This window comes from Gordonia sp. DT101 (assembly GCF_049844895.1).
In the GTDB taxonomy this organism is placed as follows: Bacteria; Actinomycetota; Actinomycetes; order Mycobacteriales; family Mycobacteriaceae; genus Gordonia.
On the sequence record NZ_JBNCLX010000002.1, the window covers coordinates 644,207 to 668,063 of the forward strand.

The window sequence follows — 23,857 nt, forward strand, 5'->3', positions numbered from 1 at the left end:
CTTAATCGCGATCGAACTCATGACCATCCCGGCGACAATTTCGCGGGATTCGGTGCGGTCGTGACGCTGAGGGGCTGAAATGACGAGATCGTCGGTGCAGAGACTGAGTCGGACCCGGCGAATCGTCGCCACATCGGGCATTGCTGCCGCCCTGGTGATCGCCGCGCCTGCCGCGATCGCCGCCGCGGATGACGGCACCGGATCCGACTCCGGCGTCTCGTCGCCGTCGAATGCGGACTCCGGATCGGAGGCAGCGGACGCCGGCGCGGGTCAAACGGATGACGTGCCTTCGACCGGTGAGACCGGCGAATCGACCCCGGCACCCGACGCCCCGAGCACGGAGGCGTCATCGGGTGGGGCCGGCGGGGCGACCGAGCCTGCGGCCGATGCGGGATCGGCAGACCAAGGCGCCCCCGACGACGCGGCGTCGGGCGACACCGCAGCGCCCGAGACGTCGGAGCAGCAGCCCGCCGAGGAGACCTCGGCTCCGACATCCACATCGCCGTCGACCTCGCCATCGACCTCGCCATCGACAACGCCTTCGCAATCCCAGTGGCCGGGACGGCATCATGCCGACATCCACGACCCAGGTCGTCACCGTGCCGACCCGACGTCGGCAGGACGCCACCGCGCGGACACGTCACCCTCCGTGGAACGGACGTCGCCCGACCCCGCCGCGGCAGTGGCACCCGGTTCCGAGACATCGTCGTCGACCCCGCCCGTCGACGAGTTCGTCGGCGAGCCGGGCACCACTGCCGCCGTCGCGGCGCCTGCCCTGGCGCTCGGCTCTGGCGTTTTCTACCGGCTGGTGAACGGACCCGGACGTGACAGCCTGATCTTCCTCAACCAGAGTCTCGTGACGGCCGGTGTGCTCAGCCGGCGCAGCCGCGACGACGGCACCGATTACGTCGGTCTGCTGGGACCGGGCGAACGGTTCACCATCCCGACCCGGACCGTCGCGGAATTGTCGTCGGGCAACCGGGTCGCGGCCGCCGACACCGACGATTCGTTGCTGGCCCAGGCGATCAAGGTCCTCACTGCACGGCTGGTGTGGTCGGGCATCGATCCGGAGAACCAGTATCTCGATCCCTCGGACTTCCAGGTGCTGATCGGTGACAACTACCGGATCGTCGACAACGACGGCATCACCTACACCTACGACGCCGATGCCGACACGATCACGTTCACCAACACGACCGAGACGGATGTCGCGATCATCGCGGTGGATCAGTTCAACGTCCCGCACGGTGACGGTGTGTACGTGGTCCCTGCGGGCGGCTCGACGACGATCGACGCCTCCGGTGACATCTCCGGCTATGTGATGCAGGGGCAACGTGATTCAGCCGGGCGGGCCATCATCTACGGCATGGTCGTCGTGCAGGATGATCAGACGCTGAGCTACAACTTCAACCCGTTCGGTGGGGCGATCCGCGACACCGCAGATCCCGTCGCCGATCCGGACGACCGGTTCTGGGACCCGTCGGATGGTCTGGCGACCGGCATCCTGTGGCCGACCTTCGCGACCGGCGCCGACGGGGCCGCGGACGGCGTCTACTACACGACCGACACCGGCGGACTGACCATCCACAACGACAGCGACCAGGACATCGCGGTCACCGTGTTCACCGGGGGCGCGGCGTCGAACACGTTGCCGCAAACCGACTTCTACGTCGTCGAGGCCGGTGGGACACACCGGATCGACCTTCCCGAGGGGGCGTACGCGCTCACCTCGGTGCAGGGCGAGCGGGATGCCGAAGGGGAGCCCAGGCTCTACGGCACGCTGGTCGCCCAGGGCACCACCACCGGCCCGGCCGTCACCGAGACCGACACGCTGCCCGGGGACGGGATTCCGTCGATCACGCGGCGGACCGTGGACGCGGTGAAGCCGGTCGAGGGTGTGGCGGTCGTCGCCTGACGTTGCCGTCGGCGCGAAAGACGTTGCCGTCGGCGAGATGCCGGTTGCCGTCGGCGAGGGTCAGGTGAGCTCGACGGCGTCGAGGGTGGCGCCGGCGGCGCGCAGGCGGTTGGCGAGGACGTCGCCCATGGCCGCGGCCGGGGTCAGCACGCCGGTCAGGCTCGAGAGGCGATCGCGTTCGAGGGCCAGCGTCAGCGCGCTCTCGCCGAGCATGATCGCGGTCGCCTTGTAACCCGGATCGCCCTTCATGCGCATCTGCGAGCGGTAGCGGCGGCCGGTGGTCGTGGTGGTGTAGGTCTCGGTGACGAAAGACCCCTTCTCCCGGACCTTTTCGCTCGGTCCTTCGCCCGGCTTGGGGAGCAGGCGGTCGAGGAGCTTGCGGGTCGGGCCGAAGCTCATCGCACCGAGGAAGACGCCCGTGCCCACCGCGACGACGCCGGCGATGAGCGTGGACACCCCGGGGACCTGCCCGACCGACATCGTCTCCGCATACCGGAAGTCCTTGCCGTATGCGTTGTCGAGCAGGGCGTCGGTCCGTCGCACGATCCGGGTGTTGGACGCCGCCATGAAGAACGGTGCCAACGTGCCGCGCATCGACGGATCGACCTTCTTGGCGCTGATCATCGTCATGTCGCTGGGCTCCGACGACATCGAGACCCGGGGTGTGTTGCCGGGTTCACCGGACAGCGAATGGGGATTGAGCAGCAATCTCCGCGTCTCGGCGTCGCGCGACTGCTCGGCGATGACCCGCACCGAGTCGAAGGTGCCGCCGGAGATGCCGCCCTTGAACGACTTGACCACAAAGGTCGTGTCGGTGAGTTCGCCCGCGTTGTCGTCGGCGATCTTCTTGTACAACAGGTAGGCGCCGAGGTCGGACGGAACGGAGTCGAACCCGCAGGAATGGACGATCCGTGCGCCGGTCGCGACCGCGGTCTCGTGCGCCTTGTTGATGGAGAAGTGGACGAAGGGAGCCTCACCGGTGAGGTCGACGTAGTCGGTGCCGGCGCTCGCCGCCGCGACCACGAGTGCCTCGCCGTAGCGGAGGTAGGGTCCGACGGTGGTGCAGATGACGCGGGTGCGGGCGACCATCGCGTCGAGCGATGCGGGCGACGACGAGTCGGCGACGATCAGTGGCCAATCGTGCGCGCGGGCCGGCAGCCGTTTGCGGGTGGCGGCCAGCTTGGTCTCCGACCGTCCCGCCAACGCGACCTTGGTGCCGGTCGGCGCGTGCTCGGCGAGGTATCGGGCGGTCAGTTCGCCGACGAACCCGGTGACACCGAATACGACGACATCGAACTCGCGGGCATTCGATCCTGGTGCTGGTGAGCTGGCGTCCCCGTTCATGCCCCCGACTCTAGTCAGGTGCCGGTACCCGGTCGAGGTCGCCGGTCAGCGCACCAACCGACGGGCAGCGGCACGGGCTGCGAACGGCGCCACGAACAGCATCAGCAACACGCGCAGGATCTGCGCAGCGACGACGAATGCGACATTCGACCCGGCCGCGGTTGCGGCGGCGAGCACGGCGTAGATGCCACCGGGGGTCGTGGCGAGGTAGCAGTCGAACATCGATTCGCCGGTCCACGCCGACAGCAACACCCCGAGCAGTGCGCAGCCCACACCGATCGCCAGGATCAGCACGAGCGCGGCCGGCAGGACACGGCCGATGGCCCGCAGACGGTCCATCGTGAATCCGAGGCCGGCCTGCCATCCGATCACCGCGTAGGCCACGGTCAGCAGAATCGTGGACACCGCGGCGTCGCCGGCCAAGCCGGTCAGTTCGGCGATGGTGGCCACGGCCATCGGGCCGAGGAGTCCGGCCGCGGGCAGGTGGATGAGGCGCCCGACCGGGATGCCGATACCGAGGCCGACCGCGAGCAGCAGGAGTCCCCAGGCCTGGTCGCCGCCGCTCGGGGACGGGACCGTGGCGTTCGACGACTGCGCATCGAAGACCACCGAGGCCACCAGCGGGATCGTGATGGTGACCAGCGCGACCCGCAGGTATTGGATCACCGCGACCATGCGTTCATCACCGCCGAGCTCCCTGGTCAGCGCGACGAGGCCGGACGCGCCGCCGGCCACCAGGGCCAGAGACCCGGTCAACGGGTCGACCAGACGATGCAGTCCGAGCAGTGCGCCGCCGATCACCGAGAGCGCCAGCGTGCCCAGACCGATGGCGAGCACCGGGATCCACGACGACCCGAGCCCGGAGAGGGTCTCGGGATCGGCCATGGTGCCGATGTAGACGCCGAGCACGCCCTGCGCGGCGAGCATCGCCGGTCGCGGTATCGCGGGTGGGGCGGAGTCGTCGGCGGGGTCGGCGTCGTCAGCCTCACGCGGTGCGGACCTTCGTCGTGGGGCGAAACCCGCGATGGCCAGTGCGCCCGCCACGACGAGGCCGGCGAACAGCGCGGCCGCGTCCACTTCGAGGAGTTCGAGAAGGTAGGTCGCGATCGCGGTGAGGAGGGCCAACATGAACCAGCGACGCACTCGGTCGAGAGTAGGTGGTGGGGTGGGTGTGGCCTGGGTCTCGGACTCGGTTTCGATACACGACGAGCTCGCTACGCTCGCGCGTCGTTGCTCAACGGGCGGGACGGGTCAGTCGTTGTTCAAGCGGGCTGGCGGGACGGGTCAGTCGTTGCTCAACCGGCGGGACGGGTCATCCGTTGATCGAGTAGCCCGCGAGCGTAGCGAGCAGGTGAATCGAGATCACGCGACCCGCGCGACCCCGAGATTCATCGCGGCGAACGACTTCGGGGTGCCCGGCTGATAGAAGCGGTCGATCGCCGTGACGGTGAGGCCCGCGTCGGCGAGTACCCCGGGGATGTCGCGGGTCAGGTGGCAGCCACCGGCCACCCGGCGCTGGATCGGTTCCAGGCGGTGCTGCCATCGGCGCACCGCGGCGTCGGGCGCGCTGCCGTGCTCGAGAAAGTGCAGTGTGCCGCCGCTCTTCACCACCCGCGCGACCTCCGACAGCGCGGCGGGCAGATCGGGGATGGTGCACATCGTGAACGTGGTGAGCGCGGCGTCGAAGGTGTCGTCGTCGAAGGGGAGGCGCTGGCCGTCGAGACCGGCTCGCTCGATGGGGACGCGGGATGACGCGACGCGGTCGGCGCCGATGCGCCACCCGCCGTCGGAGGGTTCGATCGCGGACACGCGGGTCACCGTGTCGGGGTACACGTCGACGTTGAGGCCGGAGCCGAATCCCAATTCGACGACCTCACCGGACAGCCCTTCGCAGGTGCGCCGCCGCAACGGCGTCAGCGCCGACATTCCGCAGGTCAGGTTGATCAGGTGCGGAAGGATGCGGTCGTCGTAGAAGCCCATGCACCGATCTTGCCGCAGCGCTGTGACGAGCACCACTGTCGTCAGGCTGTTCGGATGACACCCGGGCGCAGTCCTACGCTGATGGAATGAATCCCTCGACTCTGCAGGCCCGGGTCATCGTCGACGAGATGATCCGAGGCGGCGTGACCGAGGCGGTCCTGTGCCCGGGCTCGCGCAACGCGCCCCTGGCGTTCGCGCTGCATGCGGCCGACGCGGCCGGCCGGCTGCGGCTGCACGTGCGGATCGACGAGCGGTCGGCGGGCTACCTCGCCCTCGGGCTGGCGGTGTCGTCGCGGCAGCCGGTACCGATCGTGATGACCAGCGGTACCGCGGTCGCGAACATGAGCCCGGCGGTGTTCGAGGCCAACTATGCCCGGGTGCCGTTGGTGGTGGTGAGCGCGAACCGGCCCTACGAGCTCCTGGGATCGGGAGCCAATCAGACCGTCGAACAGTTCGGCATCTTCGGCACCCAGGTGCGCGCGACGATCAGCCTCGGCCTGGCCGAGCAGGACCTCGACACCAACAGTCAGTGGCGGTCGGCAGTCGGACGTGTGCTGGCGGCCGCCCGCGGTGCCCGGAGCGGCAACGCCGGTCCCGTCCAATTCGACATCCCGTTGCGGGAGCCGCTGGTGCCCGATGCGAGCACCGGCCCCGACGATGATCTCGGGAGCTTCGCCGGCCGCCCCGACGGACTCCCGTGGACGCAGGCCCCGGTCGGCAAGCTCGACGTGCCGATCCCCATCGACCTGTCGCTCGACACCGTCGTCATCTCGGGTCACGGGGCGGGGATTCATCCCGCGCTCGCTGGTATCCCGACGGTGGCGGAACCGACTGCGCCGCAAGCGCATACGCCGCTGCATCCGCTGGCGCTCGGATCGTTGCGGCCCCAGCAGGCGATCATCTGCGGGCGTCCCACGCTCCACCGGGGCGTCTCGCAACTGCTGGCCGACCCCGAGGTGCGCGTCTATGCGCTCACCACCGGTCCGCGCTGGCCGGATGTGTCCGGCAACGTGTACGCCACCGGCACGCGCGTCGAACCGATCGGGGAGGCTCGCGAGGAGTGGCTCAAGGAATGCGCGGCCGCCCAGCAGCGGGTTCTCGGCGCGGTGGATGCCGAGTTGGACAGCCTGCTGCTCGACGATCCGGATGCCGCCACCGGACTCCACGTCGCGCGGGTCGTCAGTGCCGCCATGCGACCCGGCGACCAGCTGGTGGTCGGGGCGAGCAACCCGATCCGCGACGTCGCGCTGGCCGGGCGGGTCACCGAGGGGGTGCGGGTGCTCTCCAACCGCGGCGTCGCGGGGATCGACGGCACCAACTCGACGGTGATCGGCGCGGCGTTGGCTTTGGACAGGTCCGATCCCGGAGCGCACACCATTGCCCTGATGGGCGATCTGACCTTCATCCATGACGTCACCGGGCTGGTGGTGGGGCCGGGTGAGCCACGCCCGTCGTCGTTGCGGATCGTCGTGGCCAACGACGACGGCGGCGGCATCTTCGGATTGCTGGAGCAGGGCGATCCGCGATTCAACAGCGGTCCCTACGCGGGTGCCTACGAACGGATCTTCGGCACGCCGCACCGCGCCGACCTCGCGTCGCTGTGCGCCGGTTTCCACATCCCGCATCGTCGGGTCGGGCTGGGCGAGCTGTCGTCGGTGCTGGGTGAACCGGCGCCGGCGGGTGGCGTCGAGGTGGTCGAGGTGAGCACCGATCGTGCGGCGTTGCGCGACGTGCACGCGGCGATCGCGGCGCGGCTGGCGTAGGGGGGAGCGGCGCCTCTACGCCGACCCTCGCGCCGCGGCTAACCTGCCAGCGGGTCGTTGCCAAGACCGCTGAGGGCGGTGGCGATCCGGCTGATTCCTTCCGCCGTATCCGCATCCGTTCGCTCGAGCTGTGTTGCACCGTTCGCGATCTTGTGGGCTGTTGTCGACAATTCGCTGATCGTGGCGTCCAGCTCCGATCTGAGGTCGTCCGCGAAAGCGATGAGTTTGGCGCCGGTGGCGAATCCCACGTTCCCCTCTGCGGCAGGGTGAGCCGAATCGAACAGAGCTGTCAGTGCGGCCGTTGCCTCGCCGGCCTCGGCGTCGATGGCAGCTCCGGCGTTCCGGACCGCGCCCGGGTCGATGGTGATCCTGTCGCTCATCACAGACCACTTTCGTTTGGTTCTTTCACAGGCTCAGCCACTGCCGCAGGGCAGTCCGCTACCGTCGACGCCCGAATACGGCGACGTCGGTGCGTCGATGACGATGAGCGCGCCGTATATCGCAACCGCCACGCCGACGAAGACGAGCACGGCGAGAATCGGGACCAGCCGGCTTCGGCCGCCGTCGGTCCGAACCCGGCGCCAGGACATGGCGAAGGCGGCAGCAGCGATGAGGGCGAAGGTGATCTGGAGGCCTCCGAAAACCGCGGCCGGCGGAAGCGCGGCGAGGTCCCGGCACTGAGTGCGTATCGCGTCGCGGACCCAATCGTCGCGGCGCAGCTGGAGAATCACCGGGCAGGCGGAAGCGACGACGAGCGTCACCAGCCCGATACTCGCCGCTATCCAGCTCGGGTTGCGGGTGGCTCGCATCTCGGATCCGCTCACCAGATCTCCGATGGTCGCACGATGGTGATCGATTGTTGTCCCTCGTTCTGTTCGATCATCGGAAGTCGGTCCTGCACACTCAAGTTGGCCGCTCCAGGTGTGTGCTGTGTATAGAGGACCTGGCCGTCGGGCAGTACGCCGGTGACCACAGCGGTGTGGTGGCTGACGTCCCCGGACGGGTGCGGCTGAGCATAGTTGAAGTAGACGACGTCGCCCGGCATCGCCTGGTTCGAAGGGACTTCGTGGCCACCGTTGGTGAGGAAGAACTCACGCTGGGCGTCGGAGTTGTACCACGATTTCGTGTGGGTCTTTCCCTCGATCCCGGGGATCAGATCGTCTTCGCCCGCGGGGGACCTGCCCCAATTGCGGCTGTCGAGGCTGCCGGCCCAGGCGTCCATCTTCTCGTCGAGGCCGCCGGCCTCGAGGGATCGCGATGCGAAGTTCGCACAGTTGTTTCCAAAGACGTCAATGTCCTCGTTCTGTGCATTCGCGATCGCCCACCGTACGGTCTCGACAGGGTTGTATCCGTGGCCGGTATCGGTGAGTCGTTGTTTGATGTCGTCGGGGACGCCGTCGAGATCGTGCAACTCGACGGGAACAGCTCGCCTCAACTGCATCTGCTGCTCCGCGGTCAAGCCGTCCCACCAGGCCCGCACTGCGGCCGGCGACTGTCCGTCGGGAAGAAGGTTTCGCATCTCCTGCAGGGCAGCCTGCACCGCTGTGCTCTGACGGGTACGTGCCTCGTCGGTCGACACCGAATCCGGGTCGACCGCGCAGGCGGCGATTGCATCGACACAGGATTGGTCGGCCTGGGACGCGGCCTCGATGGCGTCGTCGATCATGGATTGGGCTTCGGCGAGGGACAGTGCGATGCCAAGGGGGTCGTCGACTGATGCGTCAGGCGATATCGACACCCTGCCGCTGCCGTCCACTGTCAGGCTGCGCGACGTGGCGAAGGTTGTCGCTGCCGTGAGCATGCGCTGCGCGATGCCGATCGCATCTTCGAGTGTGTCGAGTGCGGTCGAGACGCCTCGCGCCAGGACGCCTGCATTTGTCATCCGATTGGCGCATTGTGTGAGCGTTCCGCGTGCCTGGGCGCCCGTGTGGTCGGGCCAATCGTCCTTCAGTGGTGCGACCCCGTTGGCGTGGATGTTGTCGGCGGTGCGTTCGGCCTGCTTGCTGACGTTCAGGATGTCGTCCGCAGCGGTTTCCCACAGCGCCGGTCGGGCGTCTCGCAACTCGGCAAATGTAACCATTTCCCCCCCAGGAATCGGTTCGCTACCTCAGCAGCTTACGACTCGAATCGCCGTAGGCCATATCCTGTCATTCATGAACCCGACCATCCTGCGCCGTGTGCAGATCGTGCTGCTTGTACTCGGCGTGGTGGTCACGACGATGGGCCTGGTCCTCGTCGCAGGCTGTCATCGGAATGATCGGCAGATCGACGAGAACCGCGCGATGGTCATGGCCGACGTGGTGTCGGCGGATCGGCTGCACGCCGCGGTCAATTTCCAGACCCCCGACGGGCAGTTCCACAGCCCTCGTCTCGGCCTTCTGTACCCGACGGAGCTGACCCAGGGTCAGCGGATCAGCGTCGAGTACGACGTCACGAACCCGGACCTGGCGCGGCCGGCCGGCCGCAGCTGGACCCTGGCGATCATTCCGGCGCTGTCGATCGCCGTGGTCGGGTGGCTCGTCGTCGGTGCGGTGATGATCGCGCTGTCCGAGATCAATCGCCGGATGCTGTCCCGCTCGTCATCGGAAGACCTCACCGACCAAGACCTCACCGGCGACCCGGATCAGGACGACGCGACCACCGAGACCGAAACGCCGGAGACCAGCAACGCCTGATCGTCGTCGAGGAATCGCAAGGCGAACCGATCGGCGAACCGGGTGCGCACTGCGTCGACGAGTGCCGGTCCGCTGACGATGCCGTCGGCGTGCGGCACCACCACCTCGTCGATCCAGCCGAGTCCGGTCGTCGAGGTGAGGTCGGTGGCCTCGGCCGGGTCGTCGAGCATGGCGAGGGGCTCGATGTCGGGGCCGACGACGCAGGCCCCCGCGCTCGCACCGAGGTAGGGGAGTCCGGCGTCGACATGCTCGGTGAGGATCTCGGCGAACCCGGTCCGACGCAGCGCCGCCAGCAGGTGGAAGACGTTGCCGCCGGACACGAAGACTGCGTCGAGGTCGTCGAGTGCGCCGGCCAACTCGGTCGTTGGCATCGTCTCGATGTCGAGTTCGACAGTGGTGAACCCCTGTTCTCGTAGGGTGCTGCGATCCAGGTCGACCCAGGCCCGGTCGGCATAGATCGACGATGCCGTCGGCACGAAGCCGATGCGTGCGCTCGGGACCGCCGCGTGGGCGGCGAGGAAGGCGGGGACCGCCCCCAGCCATCGACTCAACAGCAGGAGTTCGGCCATGCGATCAGTTTGTCATCGACGGTGACGGATCGGACGAGAAGTTCACCGGCTGTTCGTGTCCGGATCATTCGGATTCGGCGGCCCCGGACAACGGGTTCCGCGACCATGAAGCCATGCGGGTCGCGATCGTCGCCGAGAGTTTCCTGCCGCAGTGCAACGGAGTGGTCAACTCCGTCCTGCGGGTCGTCGAGCACCTCGAACGCACCGGCCACGAGACCCTGGTGATCGCACCGGACACGCCCCGCGGTGAGGAAACGGCACCACGACTGATCGGCCGTCGGACACCGGTGCACCTGGTGCCGTCGGTGATGGTTCCCAAGGTGACGTCGTTGCCGATCGGAGTGCCGACGCCGACCCTGTACCGCACTTTGCGCGACATGAACCCCGACGTCGTGCATCTGGCCTCGCCGTTCGTCGTCGGCGCGGCCGGCGCCGCCGCAGCTCGACGCCTCGATCTGCCGTCCGTCGCGGTGTTCCAGACCGATGTCGCGGGATTCGCCGCCAGCTACGGGCTCGCGATCACCTCGCGACTGGCCTGGCGCTATACGCGGCGGTTGCACGAGATGTGCGACCGTACCCTCGCTCCCTCGACAGACACGATGAGAATGCTTGCCGCGCAGGGTGTGCCACGCGTGCACCACTGGGGCAGGGGAGTGGATCTCGATCAGTTCGACCCGGCGAACGCCGATGCGGGACTGCGCTCCGACTGGGGCCGAGGCAGGCTGATCGTCGGCTTCGTGGGCAGGCTCGCGCCCGAGAAACATGTGGAGCGGCTGGCCTCGGTGGCCGACGATCCGTCGGTGCAACTCGTCATCGTCGGGGACGGGCCCGAACGCGCTCGGCTCGAGGCACTGATGCCGCGGGCGGTGTTCACCGGGGAGCTCCGCGGTGAACACCTCGCGCGGGCGTACGCCAGCTTCGACGTGTTCGCGCACGCTGGTGAGCACGAGACGTTCTGCCAGACCATCCAGGAGGCGATGGCCAGCGGATTGCCGGTCGTCGGCCCGGATGCCGGTGGACCCCGTGACCTGGTCAGCCACTGCCGGACGGGCTATCTGCTGCCCCCGTCGGAGTATGCCGAGCGGCTGCCTGCGGTGGTCGCGGTGCTGCGTGACGACGCGCTGCGAGCGGAGATGGGTCGAGCCGCGCTGTCGGCGGTCCGGGCCCGCACGTGGCCGGTGATCTGCGACGAACTGCTTGCGCACTATCGCGCGGTGATCGGCGGCGACCTGGCGATTCGGCCGCTCGCCGGCTGACCTGCGTCGGCGGACGGGATATGGATGCGGTGTGAGTGCGCCGTCGAGGAGATTATTGCCGGGAGCTCTCGCTGAGACTGCATCCATATCGGTTCTCGTTGCTCGCCCGGCGGCCGGTAGCGTTGTCGACATGGAAACCGGGCCGCAGGACCGCGCAACGCTCGACAAGGATCCGGCCGAGGTCGCGGCGATGTTCGACGGCGTGGCCAAGCGCTACGACCGGACCAACACGGTGCTTTCGTTCGGGCAGGACCGCGGCTGGCGGCGCAAGACCCGCAAGGCCCTCGACCTGCGTCCCGGCGACATCGTGCTTGACCTGGCGGCCGGTACCGCGGTGTCGACGGCGGAGCTGGCGACGTCGGGGGCGCACTGCATCGCCGCCGACTTCTCCTTGGGGATGCTGAAGGCAGGCGCGCACCGGGAGGTGCCCAAGGTGGCAGCCGACGCGCTCGCCCTGCCGTTCGCGGACGAATCCTTCGACGCCGCCACCATCTCGTTCGGGCTGCGCAACGTCCACGATGCGCAGAAAGGGCTGGCCGAGTTGCGGCGGGTTCTGAAACCCGGTGGGCGCCTGGTGATCTGCGAGTTCTCGACACCGACGTTCCGGGCGTTCCGGACTGTCTACATGGAGTACCTGATGCGGGCGCTGCCGGCGGTGGCCACCAAGGTGTCGAGCAATCCGGCCGCGTATGTGTATCTCGCCGAATCGATCCGCGCCTGGCCCGACCAGACGCATCTGGCGGCGCTGCTCCGGACGGCGGGGTTCTCCGATGTCGCCTGGCAGAACCTGACCGGGGGGATCGCGGCGATTCATTCGGCGGTGCGCTGAGGGGCGGGGGTCTCGATACGCCGGCTCGGCTGGCGCCTCGCCGGCTACTCGACCGGCGGCTGGTAACGGGCTCGCCTGGCGGTTGGTGGCTACTCGACCGGCGGTTGGTGACGGGCTCGGCTGGCGGTTGGTGGCTGTTCGACCGGCGGTTGGTGACGGGCTCGGCTGGCGGTTGGTGGCTGTTCGACCGTCGGTGGGCCGTTTATGTGGTGCTGTCGACGGAATCCGGGTTGCTGTCGGCGTGCTGGTGGTGCGGCACCGGGCAGCCCGGGGTGAACGTGCCGAGTTCCTCGAGCCGATATCCGCGCGGATAGCCGCGGACCTGCTTGGTCTGACGGCCGTAGAGCGGTTCGGTGCGCGGGCGGGCGAAGAAGCGGATGGCGAGGCCGCGTAGCTTCAGTCCGCCGCGCACCACGGCCCGCTCGGCCGCGGTCGGCTTCGGGTAGTGGAACGCAGTCAGCAGGCGATCGTCCATGAGCGCGAACGACATCCGACGCACCACCCACCGCGGTAGCAGCCGGTAGGGCAGGAAGGTGCCGAGGAGATCGAGGGTCGAATCGGCCACCGCCAGCGACTTCGTGCTGAACGTGAAGTGTCGCCGCTCGTACTCCTCGTAGAACTGCTCGAACTCCTCGTAGGTGGCCGGAATGTCCTTGATGGCCATGTGCTTTCCGAGCATGCGGTAGTGATTGGTGAGCCCGGTGACCTCGTGGCCGGTCAGCTTCCGCCACTCGTAGGAGTTCACCCACTGCACCGGGCACACCACGAAGGTTGAGAGCACGTACAGCATGTCGTCGTTGGAGATGTCGTACATCGCGTGCATCTGATTGATACGCCGGACTCCGGCGCGGCCGGCCGCACTGTCGAAGCCGTGCTCGATCGGTGCGTCGAGCAACAGCACGGTGTCGTCGTATCGCTTTTGCGTCTGCTTGGTGAACTGCTGCGTGTCGAAGAGCAATTCACCGATCGACGGCACCGCGTAGGTGCGGAACAGGGCGAAGCTCAGCGCTTGGGTGATGCTCCACGGGAACTCGCGGGTGGCGAGCAACGCGGAGATGGCCACCGGGTCGTCGGCGGAGTCGACCGCGTCGATCTCACCGCGCAGCCGATAGCGGGACGACACGCGGTTCTGCACGGCATGTTTCACCCGGGTCGGAATGCTGGCTGCGTTCATCGTTGAAACATATCATCGAAAATGTGTCATCGGAACGGTGGACGGTCGTCGATCTGCGACGACAGGCGCCCGGCCGTGCGCCATGCGCGCGCGACCAGATCGGCGTCGTCGGGGGTGATCAGGTTGCCCATCACGCGGACGACCATCGACATCAGGTGTGTCGACCGCATGCCGGGCCGGCCGAGGGTGGGGACTGCCTGGGGGACCGTCAGCAGTCCGGCCAGCCGTCGGGCCGCGGAGAACGCCAGGCCGTACTGGCCGATCAGGACATCGCGCCAGCGGGTGGTGTGGTCGGGGGAGCCGCGGGTCTCGTCGAGCAGTTCGACGGCGAGGCGCCCGGCCTCCAGCGCGTAGTCGATGCCCTCGCCGTTCAGCGGGTTGACCAACGCTGCGGCGTCGCCGATGAGCATCCAGTTGGGGCCGGCGACACCGGTCACCGCGCCGCCCATCGGGAGGAGTGCCGACGTGAGGCGTTGCGGTGGGCCCTCGATGGCCCACTCGTCGCCGACCATGCGGGTGTAATGCTCGAGGATGGGCCGCAATGCCATGTGCGCCGGGCGCTTCGCGGTGGCGAGGGCGCCGACGCCGACGTTGAGCAGGCCGTCTCCCGCACCGCCGAGCGGGAACACCCATCCGTAGCCGGGCAGGAGCGCGCCGTCGGGGCCGCGGAGTTCGAGATGTGAGCCCATCCAGTTGTCGTCGGCCCGCCCCGACTTCACGTAGGCGCGCGCGGCCACCCCGTACGCGGTCTCGCGATGCCATTCGCGCCCCAGAGCCTTGCCGAGTCCGGATCGCACGCCGTCGGCGACGATCACGTTGCGCACCGCGATCGACCGGGCGCCGTCGGAGGTGTCGACGACCACCTCGGCGATCCGGCCGTCGCGCATCGTCACGTCGACGGCCTTCGCTCCCTGGACCATCTGTGCGCCACGGGCCACCGCGAGGGCGCGGATCTCCTCGTCGAGCTCGACGCGGGACACGGCGCTGCCGAAGGTGGGGAAACGACCCGAGGGCCATCGGATCTGCTGCGAGGCGCCCCAGCCGTGCAGGGCGAGTCCGTCGAGACGCGGCCGGTCGTCGAGAAAGCGGCCGAGGCCGAGGTGATCGAGTTCGGCGACCGCACGTGGGGTCAGTCCGTCGCCGCAGGTCTTGTCGCGGGGGAAGGTGGCCGCATCCAGCAGGACCACGTCGTGTCCCGCCGTCGCGGCGTGCGCGGCCGCGGCGGATCCGCCCGGCCCGGCACCGACGACGAGGACCTCGGCGCGCTGCGGTATCGGGGGAGGGGGTATGTCGCTACTCACCCGACCAGTATGTCGGCCCGCATCAGCGACTACGCTCGGCAGCAGGCCCCGAGTGTGACCGGCGGCCCTCGAGACCGACGACGAGATGGAGCGGTGGAACGCGTGAAGTCCACATTCGCCGGGCTGGACCTGGGCACCGACGAGTTCGCCGACACCGTGCGGGGATCGTTGGCGCAGGTCGAGGACCTGCTACTGGCAGAACTGTCGTCAGGCGACGAGATCATGACGGAGGCGGCCACACATCTGGCCAAGGCCGGGGGCAAGCGGTTCCGCCCGATGTTCGCGATCCTGGCCGCGCAATTCGGCACACGGCCCGGGGGGTCGGAGGTGATCACCTCGGCCACCGTCGTCGAGATGATCCATCTGGCGACCCTGTACCACGACGACGTGATGGACGAGGCGCAGTTGCGGCGCGGTGCACCCAGCGCCAATGCGCGGTGGACCAACAGCGTGGCGATCCTCTCCGGCGACTTTCTGTTCGCTCGTGCGTCGCGGCTGGTGTCGACACTGGGTCCGGATGCCGTGCGGATCATCGCGGAGACGTTCGCCGAACTGGTCACCGGCCAGATGCGCGAGACTGTGGGGGTCCGCGAGGGTGGCGACCCCATCGATCATTACCTACAGGTCGTGTGGGAGAAGACCGGTTCGCTCATCGCGGCGGCCGGACGCTTCGGCGCGATGGCATCGGACGCGGCGCCCGACCGCATCGAGCGGCTGTCGCGACTCGGCGACATCATCGGCACCGCCTTCCAGATCTCCGACGACATCATCGACATCAGCTCGGCGACCGGTGACTCCGGCAAGACGCCGGGCACCGATCTGCGCGAGGGCGTGCACACCCTGCCGGTGCTCTATGCGCTGCGCGCCGACGATGCCGCGGCCACGCGGCTGCGGGAACTCCTCTGCGATCCGCAGACCGGCGCGGCGCGGCCGGTGACCGACGACGCGGTGGTCACCGATGCCATCGAGGTGCTCAACGCGTCGTCGGGCATGGTTGCCGCGCACGACCGTCTCCGTGCCTACGCCGACGAGGCCGAGGCCGAACTCGCACAGTTGCCCGAGGGGCCCGCGCACACGGCATTGTCGTCGTTGGTGCGGTACACGATCGACCGGACCGGGTAGCGGCGGTCACGGGCCGACCGGCCCCGCTCCCGAGTGGTTGATCAGGTCGGTGAGGGTCCCGATCACCTTTCCGCCGACGTCGACCCCCGAGGGCGTCACCGCGAGATCGTTGGCGTTGAGGTAGCTGTTCGGGTCGGACTTCAGGGAACCGATGATGGTCTCGCAGACGATGCGACTGCCGAGTTCGCCGAGATGCTCGCCGCCCGCCTGGGCGCCCGCCTCGCGGAGGATGTAGTACCAGAGCGGGGTGCGTTGGCCCAGCGCGGTGGTGGTCAAGATCTGTGCGACCGCTGCGCTTTCGCCGTTCATCGTGTCGGCCATCTCGCTGAGCGTCATCGGTTTCACACCCATCGCTTCGCAACAGGCCTGTGCCGACGGCACCGAGAGACTGTAGCCGCGAACGAGATTCGACTTGGCCAGGTGTCCCAGGATCGGATCGTCCCGGCGGGTGCCCAGTGGCAGGTCACCCAGACCCGCGGCGATGTTGGAGTCGACCTTGCGCGCGAACTGCACGTTCGCGCTGGTGCCGGTGAAGAAGTTGAAGTCCAGCGTCACACTGGGTTTGAGTTGATACTTCACTGGATCGGCGTCGTCGAAGAAGTCCGGATTCGACTGCGTCGGGTCGTTGTTGAGCCCCTGCGACGGGCCGAGGATCTTCATCACGTCGAGCGCGGGCGTGGCTCCGTTGAGCTGATAGCGTGGTCGGATCATCGTGTGGCCGAAACGGAAAGCAGCGGTGGAGAATTCGAGGGGCATGAACGTCTGGCCGGGACCGGCCGAGTTGCCGTAGAAGCGGGGCCCGTTGGCGAGTGTGTCGATCACCACGGCGAGGTCGCAGACCTTGGCGAGATAATCCTGCACCACCACGTATTGGTAAGCCCAACGCGTCAGCTGGCGTGCCCGGACGTGCTTGCAGGCTGGCGTGCCGGCGACCTGTGCGTCGTAGATCTTGTTGTAGAACAACAGGAACGCGCAGTGCAGTGCGGAGATGTTGGGATTCTCGTCGTTTCGCGAGTCGGCGATTCGGGCGCTGCGGTTCGCCGTGTCACGCGGCACGTCCCGACGGCCTGCGGGGTTGAAGACCACCAGTCTGAGATCGGCGTCGTACAGATCATCGGACTCGGTGGTGGAGCCTGCGGCCAGTGACGGCCCATCGCCGAAAACGCTATCGAGGTCGAGCTGTGGACGACGCCCGTTGCGCAGACTCGCGGTGACCTCGTCCGGGTTGCGTGGGTTCACCGGTTCACCGCGCCCGAGCGTGGAGATGGTCGAGTCGCGGTCGGTGCGGGCGGTGAGGTCATGGTCGATGAACTGACCGAAATAGGTGAAGACGGCCGGGATGCCCGAGTCGTTCGGGTTGGCAACCACGTCGGTGGCCATCGCGTCGCCGAGCTGTTTGAGCGCAGGCAGGGTCTCGGGGGAATTGGGCAGCAGCCGCGACGACGAGTGGGCGGCGTCGGGGAACATGTAGCCGAACGGTGTGGTGAACAGTAGTTCGTCCTGTGTGGCCACCTCCCCGGTGTGACTGAATTTCGTGAACATGGTCGGGTCCTCACGGTGGTGGTCCAGTGGATGTCAGCAACGCTATGGGCGGCAGAAGCCCTGGTCGCGCGTAGTTGACTACCCGAAAGTTCACCGAGGTGTGCGGGCCGCGACGTCGCGCAGGAAACTCTGCCGCCCGGTCGTCCGTTCGGTACATGAAGGACCTGGCGACGGGCGCCGGTCGAATGCTGAGAACGAGGGACAGATGCACTTCAATGGCCTGAAGACGGCGGCCCTGATGGGGCTGATGTCGGCGATCATCGTCGGGATCGGGGCGCTTTTCCGCAGCCCGACCATCTTGCTGCTGGCGGTGCTGGCGGCGATCGGCATGAATGCCTACGTCTATTTCAACTCCGCGAAGCTGGCGCTGCGGTCGATGCACGCGCAGCCGGTCACCGAGGTCGAGGCGCCGGTCCTGTACCGGATCGTCCGCGAGCTCGCGACGACGGCCCGCCAGCCGATGCCGGCGCTCTACATCAGCCCGACGGAATCGCCGAACGCGTTCGCCACCGGCCGTAATCCCAAGAACGCCGCGGTGTGCTGCACCGCGGGCATCATGCGTCTGCTCGACGAGCGGGAACTGCGCGCGGTGCTCGGCCACGAGCTGTCGCACGTCTACAACCGCGACATCCTGATCTCGTCGGTGGCCGGTGCGATGGCGTCGGTCATCACCGGCCTGGCGAACTTCGCGTTCTTCTTCGGCGGCGGTAACCGTGACGGGAACGGCCCCGGCATCCTGGGCGTGCTGATGATCAGCCTGTTGGGACCGCTGGCAGCCTCGCTGATCAAGATGTCGGTGTCCCGCTCGCGTGAGTACCAGGCCGACGAGTCGGGCGCGGAACTCACCGGTGACCCGCTGGCGCTGGCCTCGGCATTGGCAAAGATCAGCGGCGGGATCGATCAGGCGCCGCTGCCACCGGACCCGAAGATCGAGTCGCAGTCGCACATGATGATCGCCAACCCGTTCCGCGGCGGGAACGTCGCGAAGATGTTCTCGTCCCACCCGCCGACACCCGACCGCATCGCACGCTTGCAGGAGATGGCGCGGCGGTCGGGCCGGGGGTAGTGGCGTCGCGTAGTCCTGTTCCTAGTCTTTGACCAACCCGCCGTCGACGACAAGGTTCTGGCCGGTGACCGCCCGCGACCACGGCGACGCGAAAAACAGTACGGCATCGGCGAATTCGTCGGGTGTCGTGACCGTTCGCAGGGGCGTGCCCGCGGCGATGGCGTCGAAGACCGCAGTCGGGGTGGCGGCGCTGGCATCGGTGGTGCGGAGGAGTCCACCGGACACCATGTTCACGGCGATCCCGTCGGGGCCCAGGTCCGCGGAGAGCGTTCGGGTCAGGGCGAGGAGTGCGGCCTTCGCGGCGGTGTAGTCGTGGTAGGGGACGACGGGATTCTGCACCAGGTTGGTGCCGATGTTGACGATGCGGCCGAATCCGGCCGACCGCATGTCGCCGAGGACCGCCTGCGTGGTGTTGAGCGCGGCCGCGACGGTTCCCCGGAACTGGGCGTCGAAGGCCTGCCAATCGATGGTGTCGGGCTTGGCGCGGTCGTCGCCGTTGAATGAGAAGTCGGCCAGCGCATTGTTGACCACGGTGCAGACCGGCGCGCCGAAATGTTCCCGAGCCCGTGCGACGAGGTCGAACACCGCGTCACGGTCGGTCACATCGGCGCCCAGAGCCACCGCCCGCCCGGCGCCGCCGAGTTCATCGACGAGTGCGGCCGCGGCCGACGCGCTGCGGTGAAAATTGATGACCAGCCGGGCTCCTTGTGCGGCAAAAGCTTTGGTGATCGCGGCGCCGAGGCCCCGGGCGCCGCCGGTGACCAGGACGATCTGCTCGGAGACTGCAGGAGCGAGCGCATTCATGTGGACATCCCTTCGCCAGTGCTAACTGGACAGGTTCGGCGGGTGTGGTCTCAGCCGCCCGCGCGGCACCCCGTGTCGTGTTTCATCAGATCATGCGCCCGCGCGAGCACACGACTCAGGCACACACGTCTAGGGTTGGACACAGGCAGGCGCCCAATCGGGCTCTGCACATCGGGCGGGCGGAAGCAGGAGACCGATGAGCAACAGGGGTCCAGACGGTATCCGGATGTCGGAGTACCCCCATCCGTCGCACCTGATCCTGCACCTGAGTGACACGCATCTGGTCGGCGATGCCGGCCCGCTGTACGGCGCCGTCGACAGCGAGGTGACACTGCGGCAGATCCTCGCCGAAGTCGAGGCTTCACACGTGCGCCCCAATGCGCTGCTGTTCACCGGCGACCTCGCCGATCGGGGAGAGGTCGCGGCTTACCGGAAGTTGCGGTCGATAGTCGACGAAGTCGCAGAATCCATTGGTGCGCAGGTCATCTGGTCCATCGGAAACCACGACGATCGAGCGCATTTCCGGTCGGAACTTCTCGACGAGGCACCTTCGGCGGCACCGATCGATCGTGTCTACGACATCGACGGTCTCCGTGTCGTCGCTCTCGACACCTCGGTGCCGGGGAGCCATCATGGCGAAATCGCCGAGGATCAATTGGAGTGGCTTGCGGCCGAACTCTCGGTGCCCGCGCCACACGGCACCATCCTGGCCATGCACCATCCGCCGGTCCCGTGTGTACTCGACCTCGCGGTACTGGTGGAGTTGCGCGACCAGCACCGGCTCGCCGACATTCTGAGGGGCAGCGACGTGCGCTCCATCCTCGCCGGCCACCTGCACTACTCGACCACCGCGATGTTTGCCGGTATTCCCGTCTCGGTCGCGTCGGCCACCTGCTACACACAGGATCTCACCGGTCCGGCGGGGGCCTTACGTGGCCGCAACGGAGCCCAGGGCTTCAATCTGGTGCACGTCTATCCGGAAACCGTCGTCCACTCAGTGGTCCCGGTCGGCGACTACGACACGGTCGGTGAATATGTGAGCCCGGCGGAGACCGAGCGGCGACTGATCGAGGCGGGGGTCCGCATACCCGGCCCCGAGGCAGCCGCTCAGACGGCTTCCCAGGGTGCCGGGATCGGGAAGTAGTTCTGCAAGAAGTGGGTGACCTTGATGGTGCGCACGTCCAGGTCGACGTCGGGTGTGCTGCCATCGTTGAGGCAGAAGAAGTCCATCGACCGCTTCGTCAGGAGTGAATCCATCTGTCGTAGGCCGGATTTCGCTGTGGTGTCGACGTATTTGACCTTGGCTGAGCGCTGCACCACCGCGCGGCCGCTCATGAGCGCGTAATAGTGATAGAGCGAGTTGGTGACCGAGATGTTGGTCTCCGCCCGAAAGGTGCTGGCCGCGGTGGCCGCGAACTCGGCCGGGAACTTTGCCTCCATCTCCGCCATCACGCTCTTGCGCAGCGGCGTCGCCGCATGCTCGAGATGGCGGGTGGTGACCAGGCCGAACCGATCTCTGAGGAGCCCGCGATTCACTCGCGCCGAATTCTCGAATCCGCTGCGTTGATCGTTGTTGGAGCCCAGTCCGATTCGGATCGGTGCCTCGATGAACATGCTCACTCCGCCGGGGGAGAAGAACATCTGCGGGCTCACGGAACGACCGAAGAACATGTCGTCGTTGGAATACAGGAAGTGTTCGGCGAGACCGGGAATGCGGTGCAACTGGGACTCGACAGCCTGCGAATTGTGGGTCGGAAGGACCGACGGATCTGCGAAGAACTCCTCACTGCGCACGAACGTCACCCGCGGATCATCGGCAAGCCATGCAGGTTTCGGCGAGTCGGTGGCGATGAAGATCCTCCGGATCCACGGGGCGTACATGTGCACACTGCGCAGCGCATACCGCAACTCGTCGATCTGACGGAACCGGGCCTCGGAATCGTCACCCTCGCCGACCACATGGCTCTGCATCCTCCTGGCGCGCTGAGCCTGCCATTCCTTCGACGACCCGTCCACCCAGGAGAACACCAGATCGATGTCGAAAGTGATGTCGGAAGCCTGGTGGGCGAACATCTTCTCGAAGGTCGGCCATGTGCGCCCGAACCTCTCGACCTCGCTGCGTACCGCTTCCCGTGAGGAGACCGTTCGTCGCGTCAACGAATTGGCCACGGGCAACAGCAGATCGTCACCTGCCGTCGTCCACAATTCGATCTGCACGCCGGTCGCCGCTCCGAACGTCATGCCGCTGGCGAGGTGGACGCGCGGTCGGAACAGACGGAACACGCGGGCTTTGCGGTGCGTCGACAACGCGCCGTCGGCGACCAGGGCGGGCCGACCCCGTCCCGCACCCACGGTCTTGGCATAGAACGGATGATCCGCGCACGCGGCGGTCAACGCCGACCTGAAGCGCTTGCGCAGCGCCCAGTCGATCGCCAGCACGGGACGCTCATCGTTCCCGCGAACCAGCAGGTAGCCGATCCCGGCCCGGTCGAGGACGTCACGCAGGAAGAGAAGGTCCTCGACCATCGCTTCGTGGGGTGTGGTGCTCGTGTTCACCAACGCGAGGCGGCCGTTGAATCGGACCACATCGGGTTCGCATGGATTGCGCTCGGCGGGGATCTTCGCACGTACAGCGGTGTGGAGGGACTCCTGCTGGGGTGCACGGAGGACGTCGATCGGGGCGGGGGAATTGCTGATGGTGACCTTCCGGATGCTCGCCGCAACCGCGACATCGCCAGTCTAGTCCCAGGTCAGGGACTGCCCTGCCGGCCCGTCGCCCTAGCGGCGGGCAGACGCGATGCGGTCGAGCACGGCGACCTCGTCGGCGGTCAGTCGGAGGCCGCCGGCCGCGACGTTCTGTTCCAGGTGGGCCGGGTTGCCGGTGCCGGGGATCGCGAGCACATGCGCACCGCGCTGCAGGGTCCACGCCAATCGGACCTGCGCCGGGGTGGCGCCGTGTGCTTCGGCAATGGTCGCGATCTCGGATTCTCCGGTGTCGTCAGGTCCCTCTGGGGAGGCCCAGGTGGAGGTGGCCACGGCGAAGAACGGTACGAATGCGATGTCGTGTTCACGGCATAGCTCGAGCAGGGTGTCGTCGGCGCGGTCGGTGAGGCCGTAGCGGTTCTGCACGCTGACCACCGGCGTGATGGTCATCGCTTCGGTCAGTTGGTCGGCCGTGATGTTGGAGATGCCGATGTTGCGCAGCAGGCCCGCGTCGCGCAGCTCGACCAGCGCCTCGAGGTGGTCGGCCAGCGACCCTTCCGTCTTCTCCATGGTGGTGCCCCAGCGCAGGTTGACCACATCGAGCTGCTCGAGGCCCAGCTGACGGATGTTCTCCTCGACCTGACTGCGCAACTGATCGGGACGTCCCATCGGCTCGAACTCACCGTCCCTGGACTGACTCGGGCCGACCTTGGTGGTGATCACGAGATGGTCCGGGTAGGGCTGCAAGGCCGTGCTGATCAGTTCGTTTGAGGAGCGCGTCGGAGTGAAGTAGAACGCGGCGGTGTCGATGTGGTTCACGCCGAGCTCGATGGCTCGACGGAGGACGGCGAGCGCGTCGTCGCGGCTCCGGGGTGCTTCCCAGGGCATACCGCCCAGGCGCATGGCGCCGAGGCCGATGCGGTTGACGGTGCGGTCGCCTAGCTGCCAGGTTCCGGCTGCGTCGGCGGTGGGGATGGTGGCTGTGGATGTCGAATCAGTGGTCATGGAATCCAGCATGGCTCCGCCGCCGACGTCGGGGCAGCCGATGGCAACAAGCTGCCACGCCTGCGGAGACGGGCCGGGTCGGCGCACAATATGTGGCATGCACAGGACTGATTCCGTCACCGTCGTGCGTGGCGAGGAGGAACTGCTCCAGCGGACAGCACATCTGTTCGCGTCGGCCGCCGAGGTCGTCTGTGCGGCGAACGATCTGTGGACCTTCGCATGGTCACACGGCGCGGGGGAACTCGCGGACTCGGCGGCGCAGCAACGCAGGCCCGATCAGCGGGTCCGCAAGATCTACCAGGCCGGGACCCTCCTCGATCCGGTGGCGGCACACGAGTTGGCCAAGCGCCGCGACCAGTTCGGCGCGGAGATTCGCGTCACCACCGACGAGATCAACGAGACGATCATTGTGGACCGTCGGCTGGTCATCCTCGCCGGCGATCGGACCGCAGGCGGGCGCAGTTACAGCGTCATCACCCAGGCCGACACCGTGCAGGGGGTGTCGTCGCTGTTCGAGGCCGCCTGGCGATCGGCGACGGACCTCGCCACCTATGACGCGCGGATCGCGGACATCCGCCGGCTCGCGCCGCAGGTGCTCGACCTGCTCTCCCGAGGCGTCAAGGACGAATCGGCGGCGCGCAGCCTCGGCCTCGGTGTGCGTACCTACCGACGCCGGGTCGCCGACCTGATGTCGTCGCTCGGCGCACAGTCGAGGTTCCAGGCCGGTGTGCGGGCGCGCGAGTTGGGCATCGTGTAGCGGGTGCGGTGATCTCGATACGCGGCTCCTTCGTCGCCGCTACTCGATCGGC

The 23,857-nt window shown here is 67.7% G+C and carries 22 protein-coding genes and 1 riboswitch; of the genes, 9 read left to right on the forward strand and 13 right to left on the reverse strand.

Annotated elements, in window-relative coordinates:
• Positions 1-94: 94 nt before the first annotated feature.
• Complete coding sequence (locus ACLQ3I_RS09555; RefSeq protein WP_425801495.1) at positions 95-1,915, forward strand: hypothetical protein; 1,821 nt, start codon at positions 95-97, stop codon at positions 1,913-1,915.
• A 60-nt stretch (positions 1,916-1,975) separates the two neighbouring features.
• Here ACLQ3I_RS09555 and ACLQ3I_RS09560 read toward each other — a convergent pair whose 3' ends face one another.
• From ACLQ3I_RS09560 to ACLQ3I_RS09570, 3 genes are all read right to left on the reverse strand, one after another.
• Positions 1,976-3,259, reverse strand: coding sequence for a saccharopine dehydrogenase family protein (locus ACLQ3I_RS09560; RefSeq protein WP_425801497.1), 1,284 nt, complete (start codon positions 3,257-3,259; stop codon positions 1,976-1,978).
• Between the two features lie 45 nt (positions 3,260-3,304).
• Positions 3,305-4,402: an AbrB family transcriptional regulator gene (locus ACLQ3I_RS09565; protein ID WP_425801500.1), complete on the reverse strand. Its 1,098-nt coding sequence runs from the start codon at positions 4,400-4,402 to the stop codon at positions 3,305-3,307.
• Positions 4,403-4,621: 219 nt separating this feature from the next.
• Complete coding sequence (locus tag ACLQ3I_RS09570) at positions 4,622-5,239, reverse strand: class I SAM-dependent methyltransferase (RefSeq protein ID WP_425801950.1); 618 nt, start codon at positions 5,237-5,239, stop codon at positions 4,622-4,624.
• 86 nt (positions 5,240-5,325) lie between these two features.
• Between ACLQ3I_RS09570 and menD the strand changes: the two genes are divergently transcribed.
• The gene (gene menD, locus ACLQ3I_RS09575; protein ID WP_425801503.1) at positions 5,326-7,002 is read left to right on the forward strand and encodes a 2-succinyl-5-enolpyruvyl-6-hydroxy-3-cyclohexene-1-carboxylic-acid synthase; all 1,677 of its coding nucleotides are present in this window, start codon (positions 5,326-5,328) and stop codon (positions 7,000-7,002) included.
• Between the two features lie 38 nt (positions 7,003-7,040).
• On the opposite strand, the gene ACLQ3I_RS09580 is transcribed toward menD, so the two are convergent.
• The 3 genes from ACLQ3I_RS09580 to ACLQ3I_RS09590 are packed head-to-tail and all read right to left on the reverse strand — an operon-like array spanning position 7,041 to position 9,064.
• Positions 7,041-7,382 carry a type VII secretion target gene (locus ACLQ3I_RS09580; RefSeq protein WP_425792667.1) on the reverse strand — a complete coding sequence of 114 codons (342 nt, stop codon included), beginning with the start codon at positions 7,380-7,382 and terminating at the stop codon, positions 7,041-7,043.
• 33 nt (positions 7,383-7,415) lie between these two features.
• Positions 7,416-7,826, reverse strand: coding sequence for a hypothetical protein (locus tag ACLQ3I_RS09585; RefSeq protein ID WP_425801506.1), 411 nt, complete (start codon positions 7,824-7,826; stop codon positions 7,416-7,418).
• Complete coding sequence (locus tag ACLQ3I_RS09590) at positions 7,823-9,064, reverse strand: amidase domain-containing protein (protein WP_425801509.1); 1,242 nt, start codon at positions 9,062-9,064, stop codon at positions 7,823-7,825. Before ACLQ3I_RS09590 ends, ACLQ3I_RS09585 begins: the two co-directional genes overlap by 4 nt.
• Positions 9,065-9,155: 91 nt before the next feature.
• On the opposite strand from ACLQ3I_RS09590, the gene ACLQ3I_RS09595 reads away from it, so the two are divergent.
• On the forward strand, positions 9,156-9,677 hold the full coding sequence (locus tag ACLQ3I_RS09595; RefSeq protein WP_425801511.1) for a hypothetical protein: 522 nt from the start codon (positions 9,156-9,158) through the stop codon (positions 9,675-9,677).
• Here ACLQ3I_RS09595 and ACLQ3I_RS09600 read toward each other — a convergent pair.
• Entirely contained in the window at positions 9,626-10,246 is a 621-nt protein-coding gene (locus ACLQ3I_RS09600) for a Type 1 glutamine amidotransferase-like domain-containing protein (RefSeq protein ID WP_425801514.1), read from the reverse strand. The two genes, ACLQ3I_RS09595 and ACLQ3I_RS09600, sit on opposite strands and share 52 nt — an antisense overlap.
• A gap of 113 nt (positions 10,247-10,359) precedes the next feature.
• Between ACLQ3I_RS09600 and ACLQ3I_RS09605 the strand changes: the two genes are divergently transcribed.
• A complete protein-coding gene (locus tag ACLQ3I_RS09605) occupies positions 10,360-11,502 on the forward strand; it encodes a glycosyltransferase family 4 protein (RefSeq protein WP_425801517.1) in 1,143 nt (380 codons plus the stop codon).
• 130 nt (positions 11,503-11,632) lie between these two features.
• Complete coding sequence (locus ACLQ3I_RS09610) at positions 11,633-12,331, forward strand: demethylmenaquinone methyltransferase (protein WP_425801520.1); 699 nt, start codon at positions 11,633-11,635, stop codon at positions 12,329-12,331.
• Between the two features lie 202 nt (positions 12,332-12,533).
• Here the strand turns inward: ACLQ3I_RS09610 and ACLQ3I_RS09615 are convergent, their stop codons facing one another.
• Both ACLQ3I_RS09615 and ACLQ3I_RS09620 read right to left on the reverse strand, forming a co-directional pair.
• Entirely contained in the window at positions 12,534-13,505 is a 972-nt protein-coding gene (locus tag ACLQ3I_RS09615) for an oxygenase MpaB family protein (RefSeq protein WP_425801522.1), read from the reverse strand.
• A 26-nt stretch (positions 13,506-13,531) separates the two neighbouring features.
• Complete coding sequence (locus tag ACLQ3I_RS09620; protein WP_425792675.1) at positions 13,532-14,806, reverse strand: geranylgeranyl reductase family protein; 1,275 nt, start codon at positions 14,804-14,806, stop codon at positions 13,532-13,534.
• A 102-nt stretch (positions 14,807-14,908) separates the two neighbouring features.
• On the opposite strand from ACLQ3I_RS09620, the gene ACLQ3I_RS09625 reads away from it, so the two are divergent.
• The gene (locus ACLQ3I_RS09625) at positions 14,909-15,928 is read left to right on the forward strand and encodes a polyprenyl synthetase family protein (protein ID WP_425792676.1); all 1,020 of its coding nucleotides are present in this window, start codon (positions 14,909-14,911) and stop codon (positions 15,926-15,928) included.
• A gap of 6 nt (positions 15,929-15,934) precedes the next feature.
• Here ACLQ3I_RS09625 and ACLQ3I_RS09630 read toward each other — a convergent pair whose 3' ends face one another.
• Positions 15,935-17,470 carry a peroxidase family protein gene (locus ACLQ3I_RS09630; RefSeq protein WP_425801525.1) on the reverse strand — a complete coding sequence of 512 codons (1,536 nt, stop codon included), beginning with the start codon at positions 17,468-17,470 and terminating at the stop codon, positions 15,935-15,937.
• 205 nt (positions 17,471-17,675) lie between these two features.
• Between ACLQ3I_RS09630 and htpX the strand changes: the two genes are divergently transcribed.
• Entirely contained in the window at positions 17,676-18,536 is an 861-nt protein-coding gene (gene htpX / locus ACLQ3I_RS09635; protein WP_425792679.1) for a zinc metalloprotease HtpX, read from the forward strand.
• Between the two features lie 21 nt (positions 18,537-18,557).
• Here the strand turns inward: htpX and ACLQ3I_RS09640 are convergent, their stop codons facing one another.
• Positions 18,558-19,340 carry a 3-oxoacyl-ACP reductase gene (locus ACLQ3I_RS09640; protein ID WP_425801527.1) on the reverse strand — a complete coding sequence of 261 codons (783 nt, stop codon included), beginning with the start codon at positions 19,338-19,340 and terminating at the stop codon, positions 18,558-18,560.
• Positions 19,331-19,423: riboswitch (TPP riboswitch) on the reverse strand. It overlaps the preceding gene by 10 nt.
• Before the next feature lie 113 nt (positions 19,424-19,536).
• Between ACLQ3I_RS09640 and ACLQ3I_RS09645 the strand changes: the two genes are divergently transcribed.
• Complete coding sequence (locus ACLQ3I_RS09645; RefSeq protein WP_425801530.1) at positions 19,537-20,484, forward strand: phosphodiesterase; 948 nt, start codon at positions 19,537-19,539, stop codon at positions 20,482-20,484.
• Here ACLQ3I_RS09645 and ACLQ3I_RS09650 read toward each other — a convergent pair.
• Together ACLQ3I_RS09650 and ACLQ3I_RS09655 are read right to left on the reverse strand one after the other, a co-directional pair.
• Positions 20,448-21,866: a stealth family protein gene (locus tag ACLQ3I_RS09650; RefSeq protein ID WP_425792846.1), complete on the reverse strand. Its 1,419-nt coding sequence runs from the start codon at positions 21,864-21,866 to the stop codon at positions 20,448-20,450. The genes ACLQ3I_RS09645 and ACLQ3I_RS09650 overlap by 37 nt on opposite strands.
• A gap of 252 nt (positions 21,867-22,118) precedes the next feature.
• Entirely contained in the window at positions 22,119-23,048 is a 930-nt protein-coding gene (locus tag ACLQ3I_RS09655; RefSeq protein ID WP_425801532.1) for an oxidoreductase, read from the reverse strand.
• Between the two features lie 97 nt (positions 23,049-23,145).
• Between ACLQ3I_RS09655 and ACLQ3I_RS09660 the strand changes: the two genes are divergently transcribed.
• Entirely contained in the window at positions 23,146-23,805 is a 660-nt protein-coding gene (locus ACLQ3I_RS09660) for a hypothetical protein (protein ID WP_425801534.1), read from the forward strand.
• Positions 23,806-23,857 lie beyond the last annotated feature (52 nt).